18 protein-coding genes are annotated in these 18,198 nt (G+C 70.0%); 16 read left to right on the top strand and 2 right to left on the bottom strand.

The annotated features are described in order from the left end of the window. Positions 1–40 precede the first annotated feature (40 nt). Genes ACHFGS_RS00105 through ACHFGS_RS00145 form a run of 9 tightly spaced genes read left to right on the top strand, consistent with a single transcriptional unit; the run spans position 41 to position 8,590 of the window. Complete coding sequence (locus ACHFGS_RS00105; RefSeq protein WP_394279950.1) at positions 41–1,240, top strand: substrate-binding domain-containing protein; 1,200 nt, start codon at positions 41–43, stop codon at positions 1,238–1,240. Between the two features lie 23 nt (positions 1,241–1,263). After that, positions 1,264–2,028 carry an ABC transporter ATP-binding protein gene (locus ACHFGS_RS00110; protein ID WP_394279949.1) on the top strand — a complete coding sequence of 255 codons (765 nt, stop codon included), beginning with the start codon at positions 1,264–1,266 and terminating at the stop codon, positions 2,026–2,028. After that, complete coding sequence (locus ACHFGS_RS00115; RefSeq protein ID WP_394279948.1) at positions 2,025–2,738, top strand: ABC transporter ATP-binding protein; 714 nt, start codon at positions 2,025–2,027, stop codon at positions 2,736–2,738. The genes ACHFGS_RS00110 and ACHFGS_RS00115 overlap by 4 nt, the downstream gene beginning before the upstream one ends. Beyond that, positions 2,735–3,610, top strand: a complete 876-nt coding sequence (locus ACHFGS_RS00120) for a branched-chain amino acid ABC transporter permease (RefSeq protein ID WP_394279947.1) — start codon at positions 2,735–2,737, stop codon at positions 3,608–3,610. The genes ACHFGS_RS00115 and ACHFGS_RS00120 overlap by 4 nt, the downstream gene beginning before the upstream one ends. Continuing rightward, the gene (locus ACHFGS_RS00125; protein WP_394279946.1) at positions 3,607–4,740 is read left to right on the top strand and encodes a branched-chain amino acid ABC transporter permease; all 1,134 of its coding nucleotides are present in this window, start codon (positions 3,607–3,609) and stop codon (positions 4,738–4,740) included. Before ACHFGS_RS00120 ends, ACHFGS_RS00125 begins: the two co-directional genes overlap by 4 nt. Further along, positions 4,737–6,290: a class I adenylate-forming enzyme family protein gene (locus ACHFGS_RS00130; protein ID WP_394279945.1), complete on the top strand. Its 1,554-nt coding sequence runs from the start codon at positions 4,737–4,739 to the stop codon at positions 6,288–6,290. Before ACHFGS_RS00125 ends, ACHFGS_RS00130 begins: the two co-directional genes overlap by 4 nt. After that, positions 6,277–6,951: a TetR/AcrR family transcriptional regulator gene (locus ACHFGS_RS00135; protein ID WP_394279944.1), complete on the top strand. Its 675-nt coding sequence runs from the start codon at positions 6,277–6,279 to the stop codon at positions 6,949–6,951. Before ACHFGS_RS00130 ends, ACHFGS_RS00135 begins: the two co-directional genes overlap by 14 nt. After that, positions 6,948–7,700 carry a 3-hydroxybutyrate dehydrogenase gene (locus ACHFGS_RS00140; RefSeq protein WP_394279943.1) on the top strand — a complete coding sequence of 251 codons (753 nt, stop codon included), beginning with the start codon at positions 6,948–6,950 and terminating at the stop codon, positions 7,698–7,700. The genes ACHFGS_RS00135 and ACHFGS_RS00140 overlap by 4 nt, the downstream gene beginning before the upstream one ends. Next, positions 7,697–8,590, top strand: a complete 894-nt coding sequence (locus ACHFGS_RS00145; protein WP_394279942.1) for an alpha/beta fold hydrolase — start codon at positions 7,697–7,699, stop codon at positions 8,588–8,590. Before ACHFGS_RS00140 ends, ACHFGS_RS00145 begins: the two co-directional genes overlap by 4 nt. Positions 8,591–8,599: 9 nt before the next feature. On the opposite strand, the gene ACHFGS_RS00150 is transcribed toward ACHFGS_RS00145, so the two are convergent. Continuing rightward, a complete protein-coding gene (locus tag ACHFGS_RS00150) occupies positions 8,600–9,397 on the bottom strand; it encodes an IclR family transcriptional regulator (RefSeq protein ID WP_394279941.1) in 798 nt (265 codons plus the stop codon). 105 nt (positions 9,398–9,502) lie between these two features. Between ACHFGS_RS00150 and ACHFGS_RS00155 the strand changes: the two genes are divergently transcribed. From ACHFGS_RS00155 to ACHFGS_RS00165, 3 genes are read left to right on the top strand one after another with little or no spacing between them, the layout of a single operon-like run. Continuing rightward, positions 9,503–10,273, top strand: a complete 771-nt coding sequence (locus ACHFGS_RS00155) for a CoA transferase subunit A (RefSeq protein ID WP_394279940.1) — start codon at positions 9,503–9,505, stop codon at positions 10,271–10,273. A 1-nt stretch (position 10,274) separates the two neighbouring features. Further along, positions 10,275–10,922 (top strand): 3-oxoacid CoA-transferase subunit B, encoded by a 648-nt coding sequence (locus tag ACHFGS_RS00160; protein WP_394279939.1) that lies wholly within the window; start codon positions 10,275–10,277, stop codon positions 10,920–10,922. 2 nt (positions 10,923–10,924) lie between these two features. Further along, positions 10,925–12,109 carry an acetyl-CoA C-acetyltransferase gene (locus ACHFGS_RS00165; RefSeq protein ID WP_394279938.1) on the top strand — a complete coding sequence of 395 codons (1,185 nt, stop codon included), beginning with the start codon at positions 10,925–10,927 and terminating at the stop codon, positions 12,107–12,109. A 24-nt stretch (positions 12,110–12,133) separates the two neighbouring features. Here the strand turns inward: ACHFGS_RS00165 and ACHFGS_RS00170 are convergent, their stop codons facing one another. Next, on the bottom strand, positions 12,134–12,388 hold the full coding sequence (locus ACHFGS_RS00170; RefSeq protein WP_394279937.1) for a hypothetical protein: 255 nt from the start codon (positions 12,386–12,388) through the stop codon (positions 12,134–12,136). A gap of 74 nt (positions 12,389–12,462) precedes the next feature. On the opposite strand from ACHFGS_RS00170, the gene ACHFGS_RS00175 reads away from it, so the two are divergent. The 4 genes from ACHFGS_RS00175 to ACHFGS_RS00190 all read left to right on the top strand — a co-directional run bounded on the left by ACHFGS_RS00175 (position 12,463) and on the right by ACHFGS_RS00190 (position 18,198). Next, positions 12,463–13,875, top strand: a complete 1,413-nt coding sequence (locus ACHFGS_RS00175; protein WP_394279936.1) for a trehalose-6-phosphate synthase — start codon at positions 12,463–12,465, stop codon at positions 13,873–13,875. Then, a complete protein-coding gene (gene otsB, locus ACHFGS_RS00180; RefSeq protein ID WP_394279935.1) occupies positions 13,872–14,639 on the top strand; it encodes a trehalose-phosphatase in 768 nt (255 codons plus the stop codon). Before ACHFGS_RS00175 ends, otsB begins: the two co-directional genes overlap by 4 nt. A gap of 9 nt (positions 14,640–14,648) precedes the next feature. Beyond that, on the top strand, positions 14,649–16,355 hold the full coding sequence (gene ilvD / locus ACHFGS_RS00185; protein ID WP_394279934.1) for a dihydroxy-acid dehydratase: 1,707 nt from the start codon (positions 14,649–14,651) through the stop codon (positions 16,353–16,355). A gap of 64 nt (positions 16,356–16,419) precedes the next feature. Further along, positions 16,420–18,198, top strand: a complete 1,779-nt coding sequence (locus tag ACHFGS_RS00190; protein ID WP_394289019.1) for an acetolactate synthase large subunit — start codon at positions 16,420–16,422, stop codon at positions 18,196–18,198.

Below are 18,198 nucleotides of genomic sequence, written 5' to 3' on the forward strand. Positions count from 1 at the left end.
CAGGTTTCAGGTTTTCTTTCAACGGTGAAAGGTCACAGCCATGCGTGTTCCGAAGAAGCTTCTCCTGGGGTCGGTCATCGCGACCACCGCGTTCGCGCTCGCCGCGTGCGCGCCCACGACCGCAGCGCCCGAGGGCGACGGCGCCGCCGAAGGTCCCGAAGAGATCACAGTCGGCATCATCACGAGCGAGACCGGCCCGCTCGCGGGATACGGCAAGCAGTACCTCGAGGGCTTCGAAGCAGGCCTCGACTACGCGACCGAGGGCACCGGCGAGGTCGACGGCATCGCGCTGAACATCGAGAACCGCGATGACGCCGGAGACCCCGACACCGCGGTCACGATCGCCAAGGAGCTCATCGGCGACGGCATCAACATCCTCGCCGGCAGCGCCTCGTCGGGTGTCGCCCTCGCCGTCGCGGAGCAGGCCGCCCAGAACCAGGTGCTCTTCCTGTCGGGCCCGGCCGCCGCCGATGCGGTCACCGGCATCAACGAGTACACCTTCCGCACCGGCCGTCAGTCCGCGCAGGACGTCGCGACCGCGGGCGGCTTCCTCGACGACATCGAAGGCAAGACCGTCACCGTCTTCGCGCAGAACAACGCGTTCGGGCAGGGCAACGAGATGGCCGTCGAGGCGATCCTCGGGAGCAAGGGTGCGGAGGTGAACAGCGTGCTCGTGGCCGAGGACGTGACCGAGTTCACCCCGTTCGCACAGCAGGTGCTCGCCGCCGAGCCCGACCTCGTGTTCGTCGCGTGGGCCGGCGCCACCTCCGGTGCCATGTGGCAGGCGATGAGCCAGCAGGGCGTCCTCGATGACATCCCCGTCGTCACGGGCCTCGGCGACGCCGCCACCTTCGGTGCGTACGGCGAGGCGTCCGAGCAGATCAGCTTCCTCAACCATTACTTCTCCGGTGGACCCGACAACGAGGTCAACGACGCGATGGTCGCGGCCGTGGAGGAGGCCGGCGGCACGCCCGACCTGTTCACGCCCGACGGCTTCGTCGCCGCGCAGATGCTCGTGCAGGCGGTCCGTGAGGGCAAGGGCGACGTCGACGCGATGATCGACGCGCTCGAGGGCTGGAGCTTCGAGGGGCCGAAGGGCGAGACCACCGTCCGGGCGTCCGACCACGCGCTGCTGCAGGAGATGTACCAGGTGAAGCTCGTCGAGCAGGACGGCGCGTTCGTGCCCGAGCTCGTCGGCACGGTCGACGCCGACTCGGTCGCGCCCGCCGAAGCACCCTGACCGGCACCCCTGCGAGGAGCATCATGAACGCCCCTGTCCCGTCCGCGCTCCGCGTCGAAGGCCTCGGCCTGCAGATCGGCGGCGCGACCATCCTGAAGGACGTCGACCTCGACATCGCCGCCGGCAGTCTCGTCGGCGTCATCGGACCCAACGGTGCCGGCAAGACGACGCTGTTCAACGTCCTGTCGGGGATCGCCCGGCCCACCGCCGGACGCGTCCTGATGGACGGTCAGGACATCACCCGCCTGTCCGTGCCCCAGCGGGCGCGGGCGGGACTGGGGCGCACCTTCCAGACCTCGAGTCTCTTCCCGCGGCTGAGCGTGCTGGAGAACGTGCGCCTGGCAGCGCAGGCCGCCCTCGGCGGCAGCTACTCGCTCCTGCGCTTCCCTCGTCGAGCGGATGCTGCGACCGCGGTCGCCCTCGACAAGCTCGCCCTGGTGGGGCTCGGCCACAAGGTCGACACCCCGGCCGGCGACATCTCGCACGGCGACAAGCGCAAGCTCGAGATCGCGATGCTCCTCGCCACCGACGCCTCGATCGTGCTCCTCGACGAGCCGATGGCGGGCGTGGGCTCGGGGGACGTCCCGGGCCTGGTCGACACGATCCGCACGATGCAGCGCGAGACGGGGGCGACCGTCCTCATGGTCGAACACCACATCGACGTCCTGATGGGCCTGGTCGACCGCGTCGCCGTCATGTACTCGGGCTCGATCATCGCCTACGACACCCCGCAGCGGATCATGGAGAACCCCACCGTGCAGAGCGCCTATCTCGGGACCGCCGCATGAGCGCCGACCCCATTCTCACCGTCGAGCACCTGTCCGCGTCGATCGCAGGCCAGCAGGTCGTGCAGGACGTCTCGTTCTCGGTCCCCTCGCGCGGCATCACCGCCGTCCTCGGCCGCAACGGCGTCGGCAAGACCTCGACGCTCCGCGGCATCCTCGGTCTCATCTCGCGTCGCGGCGTCGTGACGCTCGCGGGCGAGCGGATCGACGGACTGCCCACCCACCGCATCGTCCAGCGCGGTGTCGGATACGTCCCGGAGGACCGCGAGGTGTTCGCGAAGCTCACGGTCGCCGAGAACCTCACCCTCGCCGAGCGGACGAAGAACCCGCGCCGCGACTTCGTCGCCGAGCTCTTCCCCGACCTGGTCGCGCGCCGCGGCCAGATGGCCGGCACCCTCTCCGGCGGACAGCAGCAGATGGTGTCCGTGGCCCGCGCACTCCTCAACGACAACCAGATCCTGCTGGTGGACGAACCCACGAAGGGACTCGCTCCGAAGATCGTCAGCGAGGTCGCCGAGGCGCTGCAGGAGGCCGCGAAGATCGTTCCGATTCTCCTCGTGGAGCAGAACCTCGAGGTCGTCCGGCGCCTCGCCGACGATGCCGTCGTGATCGCCGGCGGCCACGTCGTGCACACCGGCACGGCTGCCTCGATCCTCGACGACAAAGCGCTCACCACGCGCCTCCTCGGCGTCAGCGGGGAGGTGGCGGCATGAGCAGCCTCGTCCTCATCCTCATCACGGGCGTCGGACTCGGCGCGCTGTACTTCCTCGTCGCCTCGGGGCTCAGCCTCATCTACGGACTCATGCACGTCCTCAACTTCGCGCACGGCGCCTTCCTGACCCTCAGCGCCTTCATCGGCTGGCAGGTCGCGCAGGCTCTCGGCACCGCCTCGTGGGGCTCCTTCCTCGTCTCGATCCTCGTCGGCGCCGCCGTCGGCGCCGTCTTCGCGACGCTCACCGAGCTCGTCCTCATCCGTCCGCTCTACGAGCGACACATCGAGCAGGTCCTCATCACCGTCGGCCTCTCCTTCGCAGCAGTCGCTTTGTTCGAAGGCATCTGGGGCACCGACCCGATCAACATCTCCGGACCGACGTGGCTCCGCGCCACCACCGAAGTCCTCGGTGCGCGCATCCCCAACACCTACTGGGTGCTCATGGTCGCCGCGGCGATCGTGCTGCTCGCGCTCGTGCTGTTCCTGCAGAAGACGCGCTACGGCATGATCATCCGCGCCGGCGTCGAGAACCGCTCGATGGTCACGGCGCTCGGCATCGACGTGCGCCGCTCGTTCACCCTGGTCTTCGCGATCGGCGGCGCCGCAGCAGGCATCGGCGGTGTCCTCGCCATGCACTACTTCACCTTCGTCTCGGCTCACCTCGGCGCGACGCTCCTGATCTTCGCGTTCATCGTCACCGTGATCGGCGGCTTGGGCTCGCTCACGGGAGCGGCGATCGCGTCGGTCATCGTCGCGGTGCTGCAGCAGTTCGCGAACTTCTACCTCGAGGGCACCGGCGACTTCATCGTCGTCGCCCTGCTCGCCGTCGTCCTGCTGGTCCGCCCTCGCGGCCTGCTCGGGAGGAAAGCATGACCACCACCACGGGAGTCCCCACGCTCGTCCGCGGACGCTTCGGCGCCGTCGCCCCGTTCCTCGTCGGAGGCGTGCTCGTCATCGTCATGGCGGTGCTGCCCCTGCTGAACCTGTCCCTCCCCGGCATCCTCCCGGGCGCGACGTACACCCCGGGCAGCCTCGCATTGCTGTCGCTCTGCCTCGTCTTCGCGGCGCTCGCCCTGTCGTACAACCTGCTCCTGGGCACCGCCGGGATGCTGTCGTTCGGCCACGCGCTGTACTTCGGCGCCGGTTCCTATGGCCTCGGCATCGCGTTGCAGCTGCTCGGCGTGCCGATGTGGCCCGGCATCCTGATCGCCCTCATCGGCGGACTTCTCATCGCCGTGCTCACCGGTGGCGTCGCCATGCGCGTCAGCGGCATCCCGTTCGCGATGGTGACCCTCGCCTTCGCGCAGGCGGGCTCGGTGCTCGTCCGCCGCAACCAGCAGGTGACCGGCGGGGAGGAAGGGCTCCGCCTGCCGGTGGCGCAGGTCCCGGAGTGGCTCGTCGGGGTCATCAACACGCGGAACCTGTACTGGTTCACCCTCGCCGTGCTGGTCATCGTCTACCTCGTCGTGCTCTGGGTCGACCGGTCGCGTCTCGGCCACCTCGCACAGGCGACCCGTGAGAACGAACTCCGCGTGCAGGTGCTGGGCCTCAGCCCCTACCTCGCGAAGCTCGTCGTCTTCGTCGTCGCCGCCGGCTGCGCGTCGCTCGCCGGCGTCGCCTACATGCTCCTCCAGTCCGGCACCCAGCCGAGCGCCGTCGGGGCGGACCTGACCATCACCGTTCTCGTCATGGTCGTGCTCGGCGGCGTCGGCTTCCGCTGGGGTGCCATCGTGGGAGGCGTGCTCTACACGATCCTCGACCAGCGCCTCACGGTCCTCGCGCGTTCCGAGTGGATCCAGGACCTGCCGGCGGTGCTCCACGTGCCGCTCTCGGAGCCGCTGTTCATCCTCGGCGTCCTGTTCATCCTGGTGGTCCTCTTCCTCCCCGGCGGCATCGCCGGGACGGTCGACACGGTCATCCGGCGCCGCCGCGGCGAGCGCACGCGATCCCAGCTCGCCCGGATGGACGACGCCGACGCGCCGAAAACCGAGGTGACGGCGTGAACGTCCGCGACGAACCGCACACCCTCGGGCGCTGGCTGCCCGAACGCGCCGCGGTGGCGGGGGAGCGCATCGCGATCGACGACCGCGGGGTCACGATCACCTACAGCGCCCTCGATCAGCGCGCCGCCGCGCTGGCCGCACGCCTCACCGCCGCCGGCTACGGGCCCGGCGACCGCGTCGTGACAGTCTCGGGCAACTCGATCGACCATGTCGTCGCCTTCTTCGCCTGCGCCCGCACGGGGCTCGTGTTCGTGCCGCTGTCGTGGCGGCTGACGGCGGGGGAGCTCGCGGCGCTTCTCGAGCGCACCGCGCCCGCGCTGATTCTCGTGGACGACGAGTACTCGGCCCTCGCCCGGGACGCCGTCCTCCGGTCGGGGGTCGCCGCGCCCGCCGCGCAGCTGGGCACCGTCGGGGTCGAGGCGTGCGTCCCGCAGCGGTGCGGGACAGCGACGCCGACGCGTCCCGTCCGCGACGACGACCCGCTCCTGGTCATCTACACGTCGGGCAGCGAGGCGGCGCCCAAGGGCGTCGTGCTCACCCACGCGAACTGCTTCTGGACGAACCTGTCCCTCGCCGGCGCTCTCCAGCTGACGGCGGAGGACACCGTCCTGTCGGTGCTGCCCCAGTTCCACGTCGCGGGGTGGAACGTGCAGCCGCTGCTCGCCTGGTGGGTGGGGGCGACCGTGGTCCTCGAGCGCACCTTCTCGCCCGGTCGCGTCCTCCAGCTCATCGCCGAGCGACGCGTCACGGCGATGATGGGCGTCCCCACGCAGTACCGCATGCTCGCCGAGGACCCCGCGTTCGCGGCATCCCGCCTCGATTCACTCCACGCCCCGCTGGTGGGAGGCGCCACGATCGGAGCCGAGCTGTCCCGGGTATGGGCGGCGCGCGGCATCCCGCTCATTCAGGGATACGGGCTCACCGAGGCCGGGCCCAACGTGCTGCACCTGCCGGCGGCGGAGGCCGCCGCGCATCCGGACGCTGTGGGGCGTCCGTACCCGCACGTCGAGACCGCCGTCGTCGACCCCGCGAGCGGATTGCCGCTCGAAGGTGAAGCGACGGGCGAGCTGTGGGTGCGAGGCCCGGGCGTGTTCGCCGGCTACCTCGACGACCCTGATGCGACGGCGCGCACCATGTCGGCCGGCTGGCTTCGCACCGGCGACCTTGTCCAGCGCGACGGCGCGGGCGTGCACCGCATCGTCGACCGGCTGAAGGAGATCTTCATCACCGGCGGGGAGAACGTCGCCCCCGCCGAGGTCGAACGGGTCCTCGCCGCGCACCCGGCCGTCGCCGAGGTCGCCGTGGTCGGGGCGCCCGACCCGGTGTGGGGCGAGCGGGGCGTCGCGTTCGTCGTCCGAGCGGATGCCGCGCCCCTGAGCGCCGACGAACTCCTCGCCCACGCGCGTCAGCACCTCGCCGTGTTCAAGCTCCCCTCGCGGGTCGTCTTCGTCGACGACTTGCCGCGCACCACGATCCACAAAGTCGCCCGCTCCACCCTCCGCGCCCGAGCGCGCGCGATCACCGAGGAGGACGCCCATGAGCGTCGCTGACCCGCACACCGAGCCGCGACCCACCTCCGCCTCCGGAAAGCCCCTCACCTCGCGCGGCGAGGCGACCCGGGCCCGCATCCTCGAAGCCGCCGAGCACGTGTTCGCCGATCTCGGCTACCACGAGGCATCGATCGTGAAGATCACCGAGCGCGCCGGTATCGGACTCGGCACCTTCTACCTGTACTTCGACGGCAAGCAGCAGGTGTTCGAAGAGCTCGTCGTCGACCTCAACCGTCGCGTGCGACGCTCGATGAGCGACGCGATGGCGGGCGCCACCGACCGCATCAGTGCCGAGCGCGCCGGGTTCGAGGGCTTCTTCCGCTTCACCGCGGCGCATCCCGCGCTGTATCGGGTGGTCCGCGAGGCGGAGTTCGTCTCGCCCGCGACGATGCGCCTGCACTACACCCGCATCGTCGAGGGGTATGAAGCGGGCCTGCGAGCGGCACAGCAGGCCGGCGACGTCGACACCGCCCTCGACCCCGAGGTCACCGCGTGGGCGCTGATGGGTGCGGGTGAGCTCATCGGCATGCGTTACCTGCTGTGGGACCGCGGCGCCGACGGGTCCGCCCCCGCCGAGATGCCGGCATCCGTCATCGATGACATGGCGCGCTTCATCCGCAACGCGCTCGCTCCCCGCACCACCCCGGAAGGACAGTCATGACCGTTCGCGACCTCAAGGGCCGGCGCGCCCTCGTCACCGGCGGTGCCAGCGGCATCGGTCTCGCCTGCGCCGAGGAGTTCGCGCGTCGGGGGGCGCACGTCACCGTGGCGGATCTGAACGCGGAGGCCGCAGAGGCCGCCGCGGCCCGCGTCGGCGGGACGGCGTGGGTCGTCGACCTCAGCGACACGGCTGCGCAGGAGAGCCTCGACCTCGAGGTCGACATCCTCGTCAACAACGCCGGCATCCAGAAGGTCGGTGCGATCGAGGAGTACGACCCCGCGACGTTCCGGCTCATCCATCGCCTCATGGTGGAATCCCCGTTCCTGCTGACTCGCGCCGTCCTCCCCGGCATGTATGCGAAGGGCTGGGGGCGGATCATCAATGTGTCGAGCGTGCACGGCCTGCGCGCCAGCGCGTTCAAGTCGGCCTACGTGTCGGCCAAGCACGCGATGGAGGGCCTGTCGAAGGTGACCGCCCTCGAGGGCGGACCCCACGGGGTGACGAGCAACTGCGTCAACCCCGCGTATGTCCGGACCCCGCTCGTGGAGAAGCAGATCGCCGACCAGGCCGCGATGCACGGCATCGGGGAGTCCGAGGTGGTCGAGAAGGTCATGCTCACCGAGACTGCGATCAAGCGGCTCGTCGAGCCCGAGGAGGTCGCATCCCTCGTCGGGTGGCTGGCATCGGATGCCGCGGGCATGGTCACCGGCGCGAGCTACACGATGGACGGTGGATGGACCGCCCGATGAGCTCCACGTACCGGAGCGTCGCGGTCCCCGTCGCCGGGGGCGACCTGCACGTCGGGATGTGGGGTCCCGAGGGCCCCGCCGCGCCCACGATCCTGGCCGTTCACGGCGTGACCAGTTCGCATCTCGCGTGGGAGCACACCGCGCGGCACCTGCCGGAGGTCCGGGTCATCGCGCCCGATCTTCGCGGCCGGGGCCGGAGCAACACGCTGGTCGGCCCGGCGGGCATGGCCTCGCACGCGGACGACCTCGCCGCGGTGATCCGCGGCCTCGACGTGACACCCGGGCTCGTCGTCGGCCACTCGATGGGCGGGTTCGTCGCGGTGACGTTCGCGCACCGGCATCCCGAACTGGTCTCTCGGCTGCTGCTGATCGACGGCGGCTTCCCGCTCGCCGCACCTGCCGGGCTCTCGGCGGATCAGCTCGTCGCAGCGATCCTCGGCCCCACCGCCGAGCGACTGCAGATGCGGTTCGCTGACGTCGACGACTACCTCGCGTTCTGGCATCCGCACCCGGCCTTCGCCGGCGTCTGGGACGAGACGCTCGAGCGGTACTTCGCGTACGACCTCGTCGCGGATGGCGACCGCTACCGCCCGGCCACGAGCTATGCGACGACGGTCGAGGACACCGTCGACCTCAACGGGGGATCGAGCGCGTTCACCGACGCGGTCGCGGGTCTGCGACACCCGACCCGGTTCGTGACCGTCCCGCGCGGACTGCGCGACGAGACGCCCGGCCTCTACCCGACGGCCCATCGGCAGGAGGTGCTCGCGGCGCACCCCGACGTCCGCCACGAGGAATGGGCGGCGTTCAACCACTACACGGCCGTGATGTCGGATGCCGGGGGAGCGGCGGTCGCGGGTGCTGTGCGCGAGGAGCTCGGCCTGCGGTGACGCGGCCGGTTAGCGCCGGGCGGGACCGCGCGCGGAGGCGATCCGCGTCGTGAGCTGGTGCGCGTGCGCGAGCAGTGTGCGTCCGAGCGCGGGCAGGCGGTCGGGTCCGAAGCGGAACTGTACGCCGGTCAGACTGAGCGCCCATTCCGGGCGGCCGCGGTGGTCGAACACGGCGGCGCCGATGCCCCAGCTCCCCTCGACGATCAGCCCGGGGTTCACCGCGTAGCCGCGGTCGCGGGTCTGCGCGATGCGGGCGCGCAACGGGTCCGCATCGTGGGCACCGCCCCACGCCGTGCTGAGTCCGGGATGCCGGACCAGATAGCTCTCGACGTCGTCCTCGGGCAGGAAGGCGAGGATCACGAGGCCCGCCGAGGCGACGCCGAGCGGAAACCGCACCCCCTCGCTGAGCACGAACGACCGGATCGGGAACGAGCCCTCCTCGCGGAGCAGGCACACCGTTTCGTCGCCGCGCCGCACCGAGAGGAACGCGCTCTCCTCCGTCTTGACGGCGAGCGAGCGCACGATGTCGCGGGCGAGGTGAGTGATGTCGTACCGGGGTGCGGCCGACGCTCCCATGAGGAACAGCTCGGGACCGGGCAGCCACCGCGCAGTGGTCTCATCCTGATCGACGAGTCCTTCGGCGCGCAGCGCACTGAGCAGTCGGTGCGCCGTCGTCCGCGTCAGGCCGGCGTCCCTCGCGAGTTCCTGCACGCCGCGGCCGTGTTCGCCGCCGGCGCTCACGAGACGGAGGAGGGATGCCGCGCGCGCGATCGCCTGTGCTCCGGGCACGGTCGTCGAGGTGTCCACATCGTGGACAGTACGCTGCCGCCCGTCCACATCGCAAGCGCCGGCTTGCCGCGGCGGCGGCCCGCGACCCACGCTGTGGTGGAGACACACACGAAGGAGTGCAACGTGATCGACAAGACGTACGCCTCGGCGGCCGACGCCGTCGCCGACATCCCCGACGGGGCCTCACTGGCCGTCGGCGGGTTCGGCCTCTCCGGCAACCCGATCGCGCTCATCGAGGCGCTGCTCGCGCAGGGGACGACCGACCTGTCGATCGTGTCGAACAACTGCGGTGTCGACGACTGGGGGCTCGGCGTGCTCCTCAACGCCAAGCGGATCCGCAAGATGACCTCCTCGTACGTCGGGGAGAACAAGGAGTTCGAGCGGCAGTTCCTCTCCGGTGAGCTCGAGCTCGAGCTCACCCCGCAGGGGACCCTCGCAGAGAAGCTCCGCGCCGGCGGCGCCGGCATCGCCGCGTTCTACACGCAGACCGGCGTCGGCACCCAGGTCGCCGAGGGCGGGCTGCCGCGGCGCTACGACGGCGCGGGTGGCATCGCCGTGGCATCCCCGGTCAAAGACGTCCGTACGTTCGCCCCGGCGGGGGAGCCCCGCGAGTACGTCCTCGAGGAGGCGATCGTCACCGACTTCGCCCTCGTGCACGCCCTCCGCGGCGACACGCACGGCAACCTCGTCTTCAACAAGGCGGCCCGCAACTTCAACCCGCTCGCCGCGATGGCCGGCCGCGTCTGCATCGCCCAGGTCGAAGAGCTCGTCGCCCCCGGCGAACTCGATCCCGATCAGATCCACCTGCCCGGCGTCTTCGTGCACCGCGTCGTCGAGGTCGGCACCGACATCGAGAAGCGCATCGAACGCCGCACCGTCACGGAAGGACGCTGACATGGCCCTCACCCGCACCGAGATGGCCGCCCGTGCCGCCGCCGAGCTCGAGGACGGCGCATACGCCAACCTCGGCATCGGCCTTCCGACGCTCGTCCCCAATCACGTCCCCGCGGGCGTGACGGTGGTGCTCCAGTCCGAGAACGGCATCCTCGGCGTCGGCCCGTATCCGACCGAGGACGCCGTCGACCCCGACCTCATCAACGCCGGCAAGGAGACCGTCACGACTCTCCCGGGCTCCGCGTTCTTCGACTCGGCCCTCAGCTTCGGCATGATCCGCGGCGGCAAGATCGACGCCGCCATCCTCGGCGCGATGCAGGTCTCCGCCACCGGAGACCTCGCCAACTGGATGATCCCCGGGAAGATGGTCAAGGGGCCCGGCGGCGCCATGGACCTCGTCCACGGTGCGGGCCGCGTCATCGTCCTGATGGAGCATGTCGCCAAGGACGGCTCGCCGAAGCTCGTCGACTCCTGCTCCCTGCCGCTCACCGGCCGCGGCGTCGTCGACCGCATCATCACGGATCTCGCGGTGATCGATGTGACCCCCGAGGGCCTCGTCCTCGTCGAGACCGCGCCCGGTGTCACGGTCGACGAGGTCATCGTCGCGACCGAGCCACAGCTGACCATCTCTCCCGCTCTTAAGGTGTAATCATGAACTCAGACGACGTCGTCATCGTTGCCGCCGCCCGCACGCCCCAGGGCCGCCTGAAGGGTGCGCTCTCCGCCTTCTCCGCTCCGCAGCTGGGCGGCTTCGCCATCGCCGGAGCGCTCGAGAAGGGCGGCATTCCCGCAGGCGCGGTCGACGCGGTCATCATGGGCCAGGTACTCCCAGCCGGCTCGGGGCAGAACCCCGCCCGGCAGGCGGCCATCGCTGCCGGCATCGGCTGGAACGTCCCCGCCGGGTCCGTCAACAAGGTGTGCCTCTCGGGACTCACCGCGATCATCGATGCGAAGCGCATGATCGCCTCGGGCGACGCGACTGTCGTCGTGGCGGGCGGTATGGAGTCGATGACGCGCGCCCCCCACCTCATGATGGGTTCGCGGGACGGGTGGTCCTACGGCTCGATCGAGGTCCTCGACCACATGGCGTTCGACGGATTGACCGATGCGTACGACCGCATTCCGATGGGCACCTCCACCGAGAACCTCAACGGCTCCTTCGGCCTCACCCGGACCGAGCAGGACCGCGTCGCAGCGCTGTCGCACCAGCGTGCCGCTGCGGCGACCGACGCCGGCGTCTTCGCGGATGAGGTCGTCACCGTCGAGGTGCCGCAGCGGAAGGGCGACCCGGTGCAGGTCACGGCCGACGAGGGCATCCGCCCCGACACGACGGAGGAGTCCCTCGCGGGCCTGCGCCCCGCGTTCACGAAGGACGGTACGATCACGGCCGGCAACGCCTCCCAGATTTCGGACGGCGCGAGCGCGGTCGTCCTCACGACCCGTGCGAAGGCCGACGCGGAGGGCTGGCAGGTCCTCGCCGTCGTCGGCGCAGCGGGCCAGGTCGCCGGGCCCGACAACTCGCTGCACGCGCAGCCCGCTCGGGCCATCGAGCAAGCCCTGCAGCGGCAGGGCATCTCGGCATCCGACCTGGACTTCGTCGAGATCAACGAGGCGTTCGGCGCCGTGGTCGCGCAGTCACAGAAGGAACTCGGTCTCAGCGAGGACGTCGTGAACATCCACGGCGGCGGCATCGCCCTCGGTCACCCGATCGGCGCCTCCGGTGCACGCCTTGTCGTCCACGCCGTCCACGAGCTCGCTCGTCGCGGCGCCGGCACGACCGCCGTCGGGCTGTGCGGCGGCGGCGGACAGGGCGAGGCGCTGATCCTCAGCCTCTGAGAGGGCTGAGCGGATGCTGCTGCGTCAGCGCTTGAGGCGCTGGCGCAGCAGCTTGGTCTGCTCGCCCTCGACGGGGGAATCGAGCGGAATGAGCTTCGCTCGCGACGCACGTCGCGTGTCGACCACACTGCCGATCGCGAGGGCGAGGGTGATGCCCCAGCTCAGCCAGGCCAGTGCCGTCCGCCACGTGAACGGCTCCTCGCTGCGCGCGGAGCGCAAGAGCGTGAGACCACCCGTGAGGGCGGACAGAAGTCCGGTGCCGAAGAGGTACTTGCGCATCCCCCCACGCTAGCGCGGCGCCGGGGGAGGTGGATCGGTTGTTAGCCTGGGTTCCCCCCTTCGAAAGGAGCACCGTGGCCGTCGCCTCCGACTTCGTCGTCGTGTCCAACCGCCTTCCGGTCGATCGCACGGACGATGAGACGGAACCCTGGCGTCGATCTCCCGGTGGCCTCGTCACCGCCGTCGACCCCGTGATGCGTCGGAACGCCGGCGCATGGGTCGGTTGGCCTGGTCAGCCCGACGTCACGGTCGAGCCGTTCGACTTCGACGGGCTGCGGCTCGTCCCTGTCACGCTCAGCCGTGACGACGTTCAGCTCTACTACGAAGGCTTCTCCAACGACACGATCTGGCCGCTCTACCACGACGTGATCGCAGCCCCCACGTACCACCGCGCCTGGTGGGACGCGTATGTGCGGGTGAACCGACGCTTCGCCGAAGCGGCATCCGAGGTCGCTGCCGACAACGCCACGGTGTGGGTGCACGACTATCAGCTCCAGCTCGTGCCGCAGATGCTCCGAGAGCTCCGACCCGACGTCACCATCGGGTACTTCCACCACATTCCCTTCCCGGCATACGGCATCTACGCCCAGCTGCCCTGGCGCAAGCAGGTGCTCGAGGGGCTCCTCGGCGCGGACGTCATCGGCTTCCAGCGCGTGGCGGACGCGGGCAACTTCGCCCGCGCCGTGCGTCGCCAGCTCGGCTACGACACCAAGGCGGGTTCCATCGCGGTTCCCACCGCAGACGGGGGAACCCGGACCGCGATCGCCAAGGCGTATCCCATCTCGATCGACGCGTCGGTGTACGAGGAACTCGCGCGGCGCCCCGACATCCGGGCTCGCGCCGCCGAGATCCGCGAGAGCCTCGGCAACCCGAAGGCGATCCTCCTCGGCGTCGACCGGCTCGACTACACGAAGGGCATCGGTCACCGGTTGAAGGCCTACGGTGAGCTGCTCACCGACGGCCGCCTCTCGGTGCACGATGTGACGCTGGTGCAGGTCGCGAGCCCCAGCCGCGAGCGGGTGCAGACCTACATGCAGCTGCGCGACGAGATCGAGCTCGCCGTCGGGCGGATCAACGGCGATGCCGACGAGCTCGGGACGACCGCCATCCAGTACCTGCACCACTCGTATCCCCGGGAGGAGATGGTGGCGCTGTACCTCGCCGCCGACGTCATGCTCGTCACCGCGCTCCGTGACGGGATGAACCTGGTCGCCAAGGAGTATGTCGCCAGCCGGGTCGACGGAGGCGGTGCGCTCGTGCTGAGCGAGTTCACCGGCGCGGCGGACGAACTCACCCAGGCGATCAGCGTCAACCCGCATGACATCGCGGGGCTGAAGGACGCCATCATGCAGGCCATCGAGATGCCCCAGAAGGAGCGGGACCGTCGCATGCGCGCCCTGCGCCGCCGCGTCCGTGAGAACGATGTCGCGCGGTGGTCGCAGCGATTCCTCACCGACCTCGACTCGGCGCGGCGGTCGCGCTCGTGAGCACGCTGGACGAGGTGGTCGAGACCGGTCACCTGCTCGTCGCGCTCGATTTCGACGGCACCCTCGCGCCCCTCGTCGACGAACCGATGACGGCGCGGATGACGGGGGAGGCGCGCTCCGTGATCGACGCTCTCCTGGCTACACCGGACACGTCCGTCGCGTTCGTCTCCGGGCGGTCCCTCCACGATCTCCGCGAGATCGCCGAGCACGACGACACCTCAGCCGTGCTCCTCGCCGGATCTCATGGAGCCGAGTATTGGATGCCGGGCGCCGGTGCCCCTGACGAGGTCGATCCCCAGCTCATCGCGCTCCGCGACCGCCTCCACCGCGACATCGAGCTCCTCGCCGCGGACACCGACGGCGCGTGGATCGAACCCAAGTCGTTCGGCTTCGGGGTGCATGTGCGTCGTGTGGCCGACCGGGATCGCGCCGCCGCCCTCCTCCGGGCAGCCGACGACCTGGTGCAGGACGCGGCCCCGCAGTGGCGTCGCCGCGAGGGTCACGACCTCCTCGAGTACTCCTTCCGGACGGAAGGTAAGGATGCCGCCGTCGCCCATCTCCGTGAGCTCGTCGGCGCCACGGCGGTCGTCTTCGCCGGCGACGACGTGACCGACGAGGATGCGCTTCGCTCATTGGCTCCGGGAGACCTCGGCATCCGTGTCGGCGCGGGGGAGACCGCCGCGTCGATGCGCGTGGCGGACACCAGGGAATTGGTCCAGGTGCTGTCGGTCATCGCGCATCGGCGCACTGCGTCGCGGCAATAGACTTCGAGAATGCCCTCTCCCGACGAGACCATCGACATCAAGCCCCGTAGCCGCGCGGTCACCGACGGCATCGAAGCCACCACCTCCCGCGGCATGCTCCGTGCCGTCGGCATGGGCGATGACGATTGGGACAAGCCCCAGATCGGCATCGCCTCGAGCTGGAACGAGATCACCCCCTGCAACCTCAGCCTCGACCGGCTGGCTCAGGGCGCCAAGGAGGGCGTGCACTCGGGTGGGGGCTACCCGCTGCAGTTCGGCACCATCTCCGTCTCGGACGGCATCTCGATGGGTCACGAGGGCATGCACTTCTCGCTCGTGAGCCGTGAGGTCATCGCCGACTCGGTCGAGGCCGTCATCATGGCAGAGCGTCTCGACGGCACCGTGCTTCTGGCCGGCTGCGACAAGTCCATCCCCGGCATGATGATGGCCAGCGCCCGCCTGGGCCTGTCGAGTGTCTTCCTGTACGCGGGATCGACCATGCCCGGCTGGGTCAAGCTCAGCGACGGCACCGAGAAGGACGTCACCATCATCGACTCCTTCGAGGGGGTCGGCGCGTGCCGTGCCGGGAAGATGAGCGAGGCCGACCTCAAGCGCATCGAGTGCGCGATCGTCCCCGGCGAAGGCGCCTGCGGCGGCATGTACACCGCGAACACGATGGCCTCCGTCGGTGAGGCCCTCGGCCTCAGCCTGCCCGGGTCCGCCGCACCGCCCGCGGCCGATCGGCGCCGAGACTACTACGCGCACCGCTCCGGCGAGGCTGTCGTGAACCTCCTGCGTCAGGGGATCACCACGAAGGACATCCTCACGAAGGAAGCCTTCGAGAACGCCATCGCCCTCGTCATGGCACTCGGTGGCTCCACCAACGCCGTCCTGCACCTGCTCGCCATCGCCCGCGAGGCGGAGGTCGACCTCAGCCTGCACGACTTCAACCGCATCGGCGACAAGACGCCGCACGTGGCGGACATGAAGCCCTTCGGCCAGTACGTCATGAACGACGTCGACCGTCACGGCGGCATCCCGGTCGTCATGAAGGCGATGCTCGACGAGGGCCTGCTGCACGGCGATGCGCTCACGGTCACCGGCAAAACCCTCGCCGAGAACCTCCGCGACCTCGACCCCGAGCCGATCGACGGCAAGGTCATCCACACCTTCGACAACCCCATCCACGCGAGCGGCGGCATCACCGTGCTGCACGGCTCGCTCGCGCCCGAGGGAGCCGTCGTGAAGACCGCCGGCTTCGATGCGGCCGTCTTCGAAGGCACCGCGCGCGTCTTCGAGCGCGAGCGCGCCGCCATGGACGCCGTCGCGAACGGCGAGATCGACCCCGGCACCGTCATCGTCATCCGCTACGAGGGCCCGAAGGGCGGACCGGGCATGCGCGAGATGCTCGCGATCACCGCCGCCATCAAGGGCGCAGGGCTCGGAAAAGATGTACTACTCTTGACGGACGGACGATTCTCAGGCGGCACAACCGGCCTGTGCATCGGCCACATAGCACCCGAAGCGGTGGACGCTGGTCCGATCGCCTTCGTGCGCGATGGTGATCTGATACGGGTCGATATCGCAGCTCGCACTCTCGATCTACTCGTCGACGACGCAGAGCTCGCCTCCCGCCGTTCCGGCTGGGAGCCGCTTCCCCCGCGCTATACCCGTGGCGTGCTGGCCAAGTACTCGAAGCTCGTGCGCTCCGCTGCGGAGGGCGCGACGACGGGCTAGGCCCCCACACACTCCCTCACCCATCACGCAGAGGTACATCATGTCTTCAGACACCGTCGCTGCCATGCCCCGCCCGCCGGCCGGAGGCCCATCCCACCCCGTCCTCAGCGGAGCCGAGGCCGTCGTCCGATCGCTCGAGCTGCTCGGGGTCACCGACGTCTTCGGGTTGCCGGGCGGGGCGATCCTGCCGGTCTACGACCCGCTCATGGACACGTCCGCGATCCGCCACATCCTGGTCCGCCACGAGCAGGGCGCCGGACACGCCGCAGAGGGCTTCGCCGCGGCATCCGGTCGCGTCGGCGTCGCGATCGCGACGTCCGGCCCCGGGGCGACCAACCTCGTCACCGCGATCGCCGACGCCTACATGGACTCCATGCCACTCGTCGCGATCACCGGGCAGGTGTTCTCGACCCTCATGGGCACGGACGCCTTCCAGGAGGCGGACATCGTCGGCATCACCATGCCGATCACGAAGCACTCGTTCCTCGTGAAGGATGCCACCGAGATCCCCGGCGCGATCGCCGCCGCCTTCGAGATCGCCTCGACCGGACGCCCCGGCCCCGTGCTCGTGGACATCACGAAGGACGCGCAGCAGGCGGAGGTCCCGTTCGTCTGGCCGCCGAAGATCGAGCTGCCCGGCTACCGCCCGGTGACCAAGGCTCACGGCAAGCAGATCCAGGCCGCCGCGCAGCTGATCGCCGAGTCCAAGAAGCCCGTTCTCTACGTCGGCGGTGGCGTGGTCCGTGGCGGCGCGTCGACAGAGCTCCGTCGTCTGGCGGAGGCGACCGGTGCACCGGTCGTCACCACGCTGATGGCCCGGGGTGCCTTCCCCGACTCGCACCCGCAGCAGCTCGGCATGCCGGGCATGCACGGCACGGTTCCGGCCGTGCTCGCGCTGCAGGAGTCCGACCTGATCGTCGCGCTCGGCGCCCGCTTCGACGACCGCGTCACCGGCAAGGCGGCGCTGTTCGCGCCGAACGCCAAGGTGGTGCACGTCGACATCGACCCCGCCGAGATCTCGAAGATCCGCACCGCAGACGTGCCGATCGTCGGTGACCTCAAGGATGTGCTCGTCGACCTCGACGCCGCGTTCGCGGCGGTGACCGGTGCCCGCAAGCCCGACATCTCGGAGTGGTGGTCCTACCTCGACGGTCTCCGCGACGAGTTCCCGCTCGGCTACGCGCCGACCACCGACGGCCTGCTCGCACCGCAGCACGTCATCCAGCGGATCGGTGAACTCACCGGTCCCGAGGGTGTCTACGCCGCGGGCGTCGGGCAGCACCAGATGTGGGCCGCGCAGTTCATCAAATACGAGCGCCCCAACGCATGGCTCAATTCCGGCGGCGCCGGAACCATGGGCTACTCGGTGCCCGCCGCCATGGGTGCCAAGGTCGCTGAGCCCGACCGCGTGGTGTGGGCGATCGACGGTGACGGATGCTTCCAGATGACCAACCAGGAGCTCGCCACCTGCGTCATCAACAACATCCCGATCAAGGTCGCGATCATCAACAACTCGTCGCTCGGCATGGTCCGGCAGTGGCAGACGCTGTTCTACGACGGCCGGTACTCCAACACCGATCTGAACACCGGTCACGGCACCGTCCGGGTGCCCGACTTCGTCAAGCTCGCCGAGGCGTACGGCTGCCTCGCGATCCGCGTCGAGCGGGAGGACGAGGTGGATGCCGCGATCAAGACCGCACTGGAGACCAACGACCGCCCCGTCGTCATCGACTTCGTCGTGAGCGCCGACGCGATGGTGTGGCCGATGGTGCCGCAGGGCGTCAGCAACAGCTACATCCAGTACGCACGCGAGCACGCACCGTCGTTCGATGAGGAGGCCTGA

This window comes from Microbacterium sp., assembly GCF_043427715.1.
Taxonomy (GTDB): domain Bacteria; phylum Actinomycetota; class Actinomycetes; order Actinomycetales; family Microbacteriaceae; genus Microbacterium.

Coding starts and splice junctions, on each gene's coding strand:
- ACHFGS_RS00140 (WP_394279943.1), top strand. CDS start 6,948: ATGACCGTTCGCGACCTCAAGGGCCGGCGCGCCCTCGTCACCGGCGGT.
- ACHFGS_RS00125 (WP_394279946.1), top strand. CDS start 3,607: ATGACCACCACCACGGGAGTCCCCACGCTCGTCCGCGGACGCTTCGGC.
- ACHFGS_RS00135 (WP_394279944.1), top strand. CDS start 6,277: ATGAGCGTCGCTGACCCGCACACCGAGCCGCGACCCACCTCCGCCTCC.
- ACHFGS_RS00170 (WP_394279937.1), bottom strand. CDS start 12,388: ATGCGCAAGTACCTCTTCGGCACCGGACTTCTGTCCGCCCTCACGGGT.
- ACHFGS_RS00110 (WP_394279949.1), top strand. CDS start 1,264: ATGAACGCCCCTGTCCCGTCCGCGCTCCGCGTCGAAGGCCTCGGCCTG.
- ACHFGS_RS00165 (WP_394279938.1), top strand. CDS start 10,925: ATGAACTCAGACGACGTCGTCATCGTTGCCGCCGCCCGCACGCCCCAG.
- ACHFGS_RS00145 (WP_394279942.1), top strand. CDS start 7,697: ATGAGCTCCACGTACCGGAGCGTCGCGGTCCCCGTCGCCGGGGGCGAC.
- ACHFGS_RS00160 (WP_394279939.1), top strand. CDS start 10,275: ATGGCCCTCACCCGCACCGAGATGGCCGCCCGTGCCGCCGCCGAGCTC.
- ACHFGS_RS00190 (WP_394289019.1), top strand. CDS start 16,420: ATGCCCCGCCCGCCGGCCGGAGGCCCATCCCACCCCGTCCTCAGCGGA.
- ACHFGS_RS00115 (WP_394279948.1), top strand. CDS start 2,025: ATGAGCGCCGACCCCATTCTCACCGTCGAGCACCTGTCCGCGTCGATC.
- ACHFGS_RS00105 (WP_394279950.1), top strand. CDS start 41: ATGCGTGTTCCGAAGAAGCTTCTCCTGGGGTCGGTCATCGCGACCACC.
- ACHFGS_RS00120 (WP_394279947.1), top strand. CDS start 2,735: ATGAGCAGCCTCGTCCTCATCCTCATCACGGGCGTCGGACTCGGCGCG.
- ilvD (WP_394279934.1), top strand. CDS start 14,649: ATGCCCTCTCCCGACGAGACCATCGACATCAAGCCCCGTAGCCGCGCG.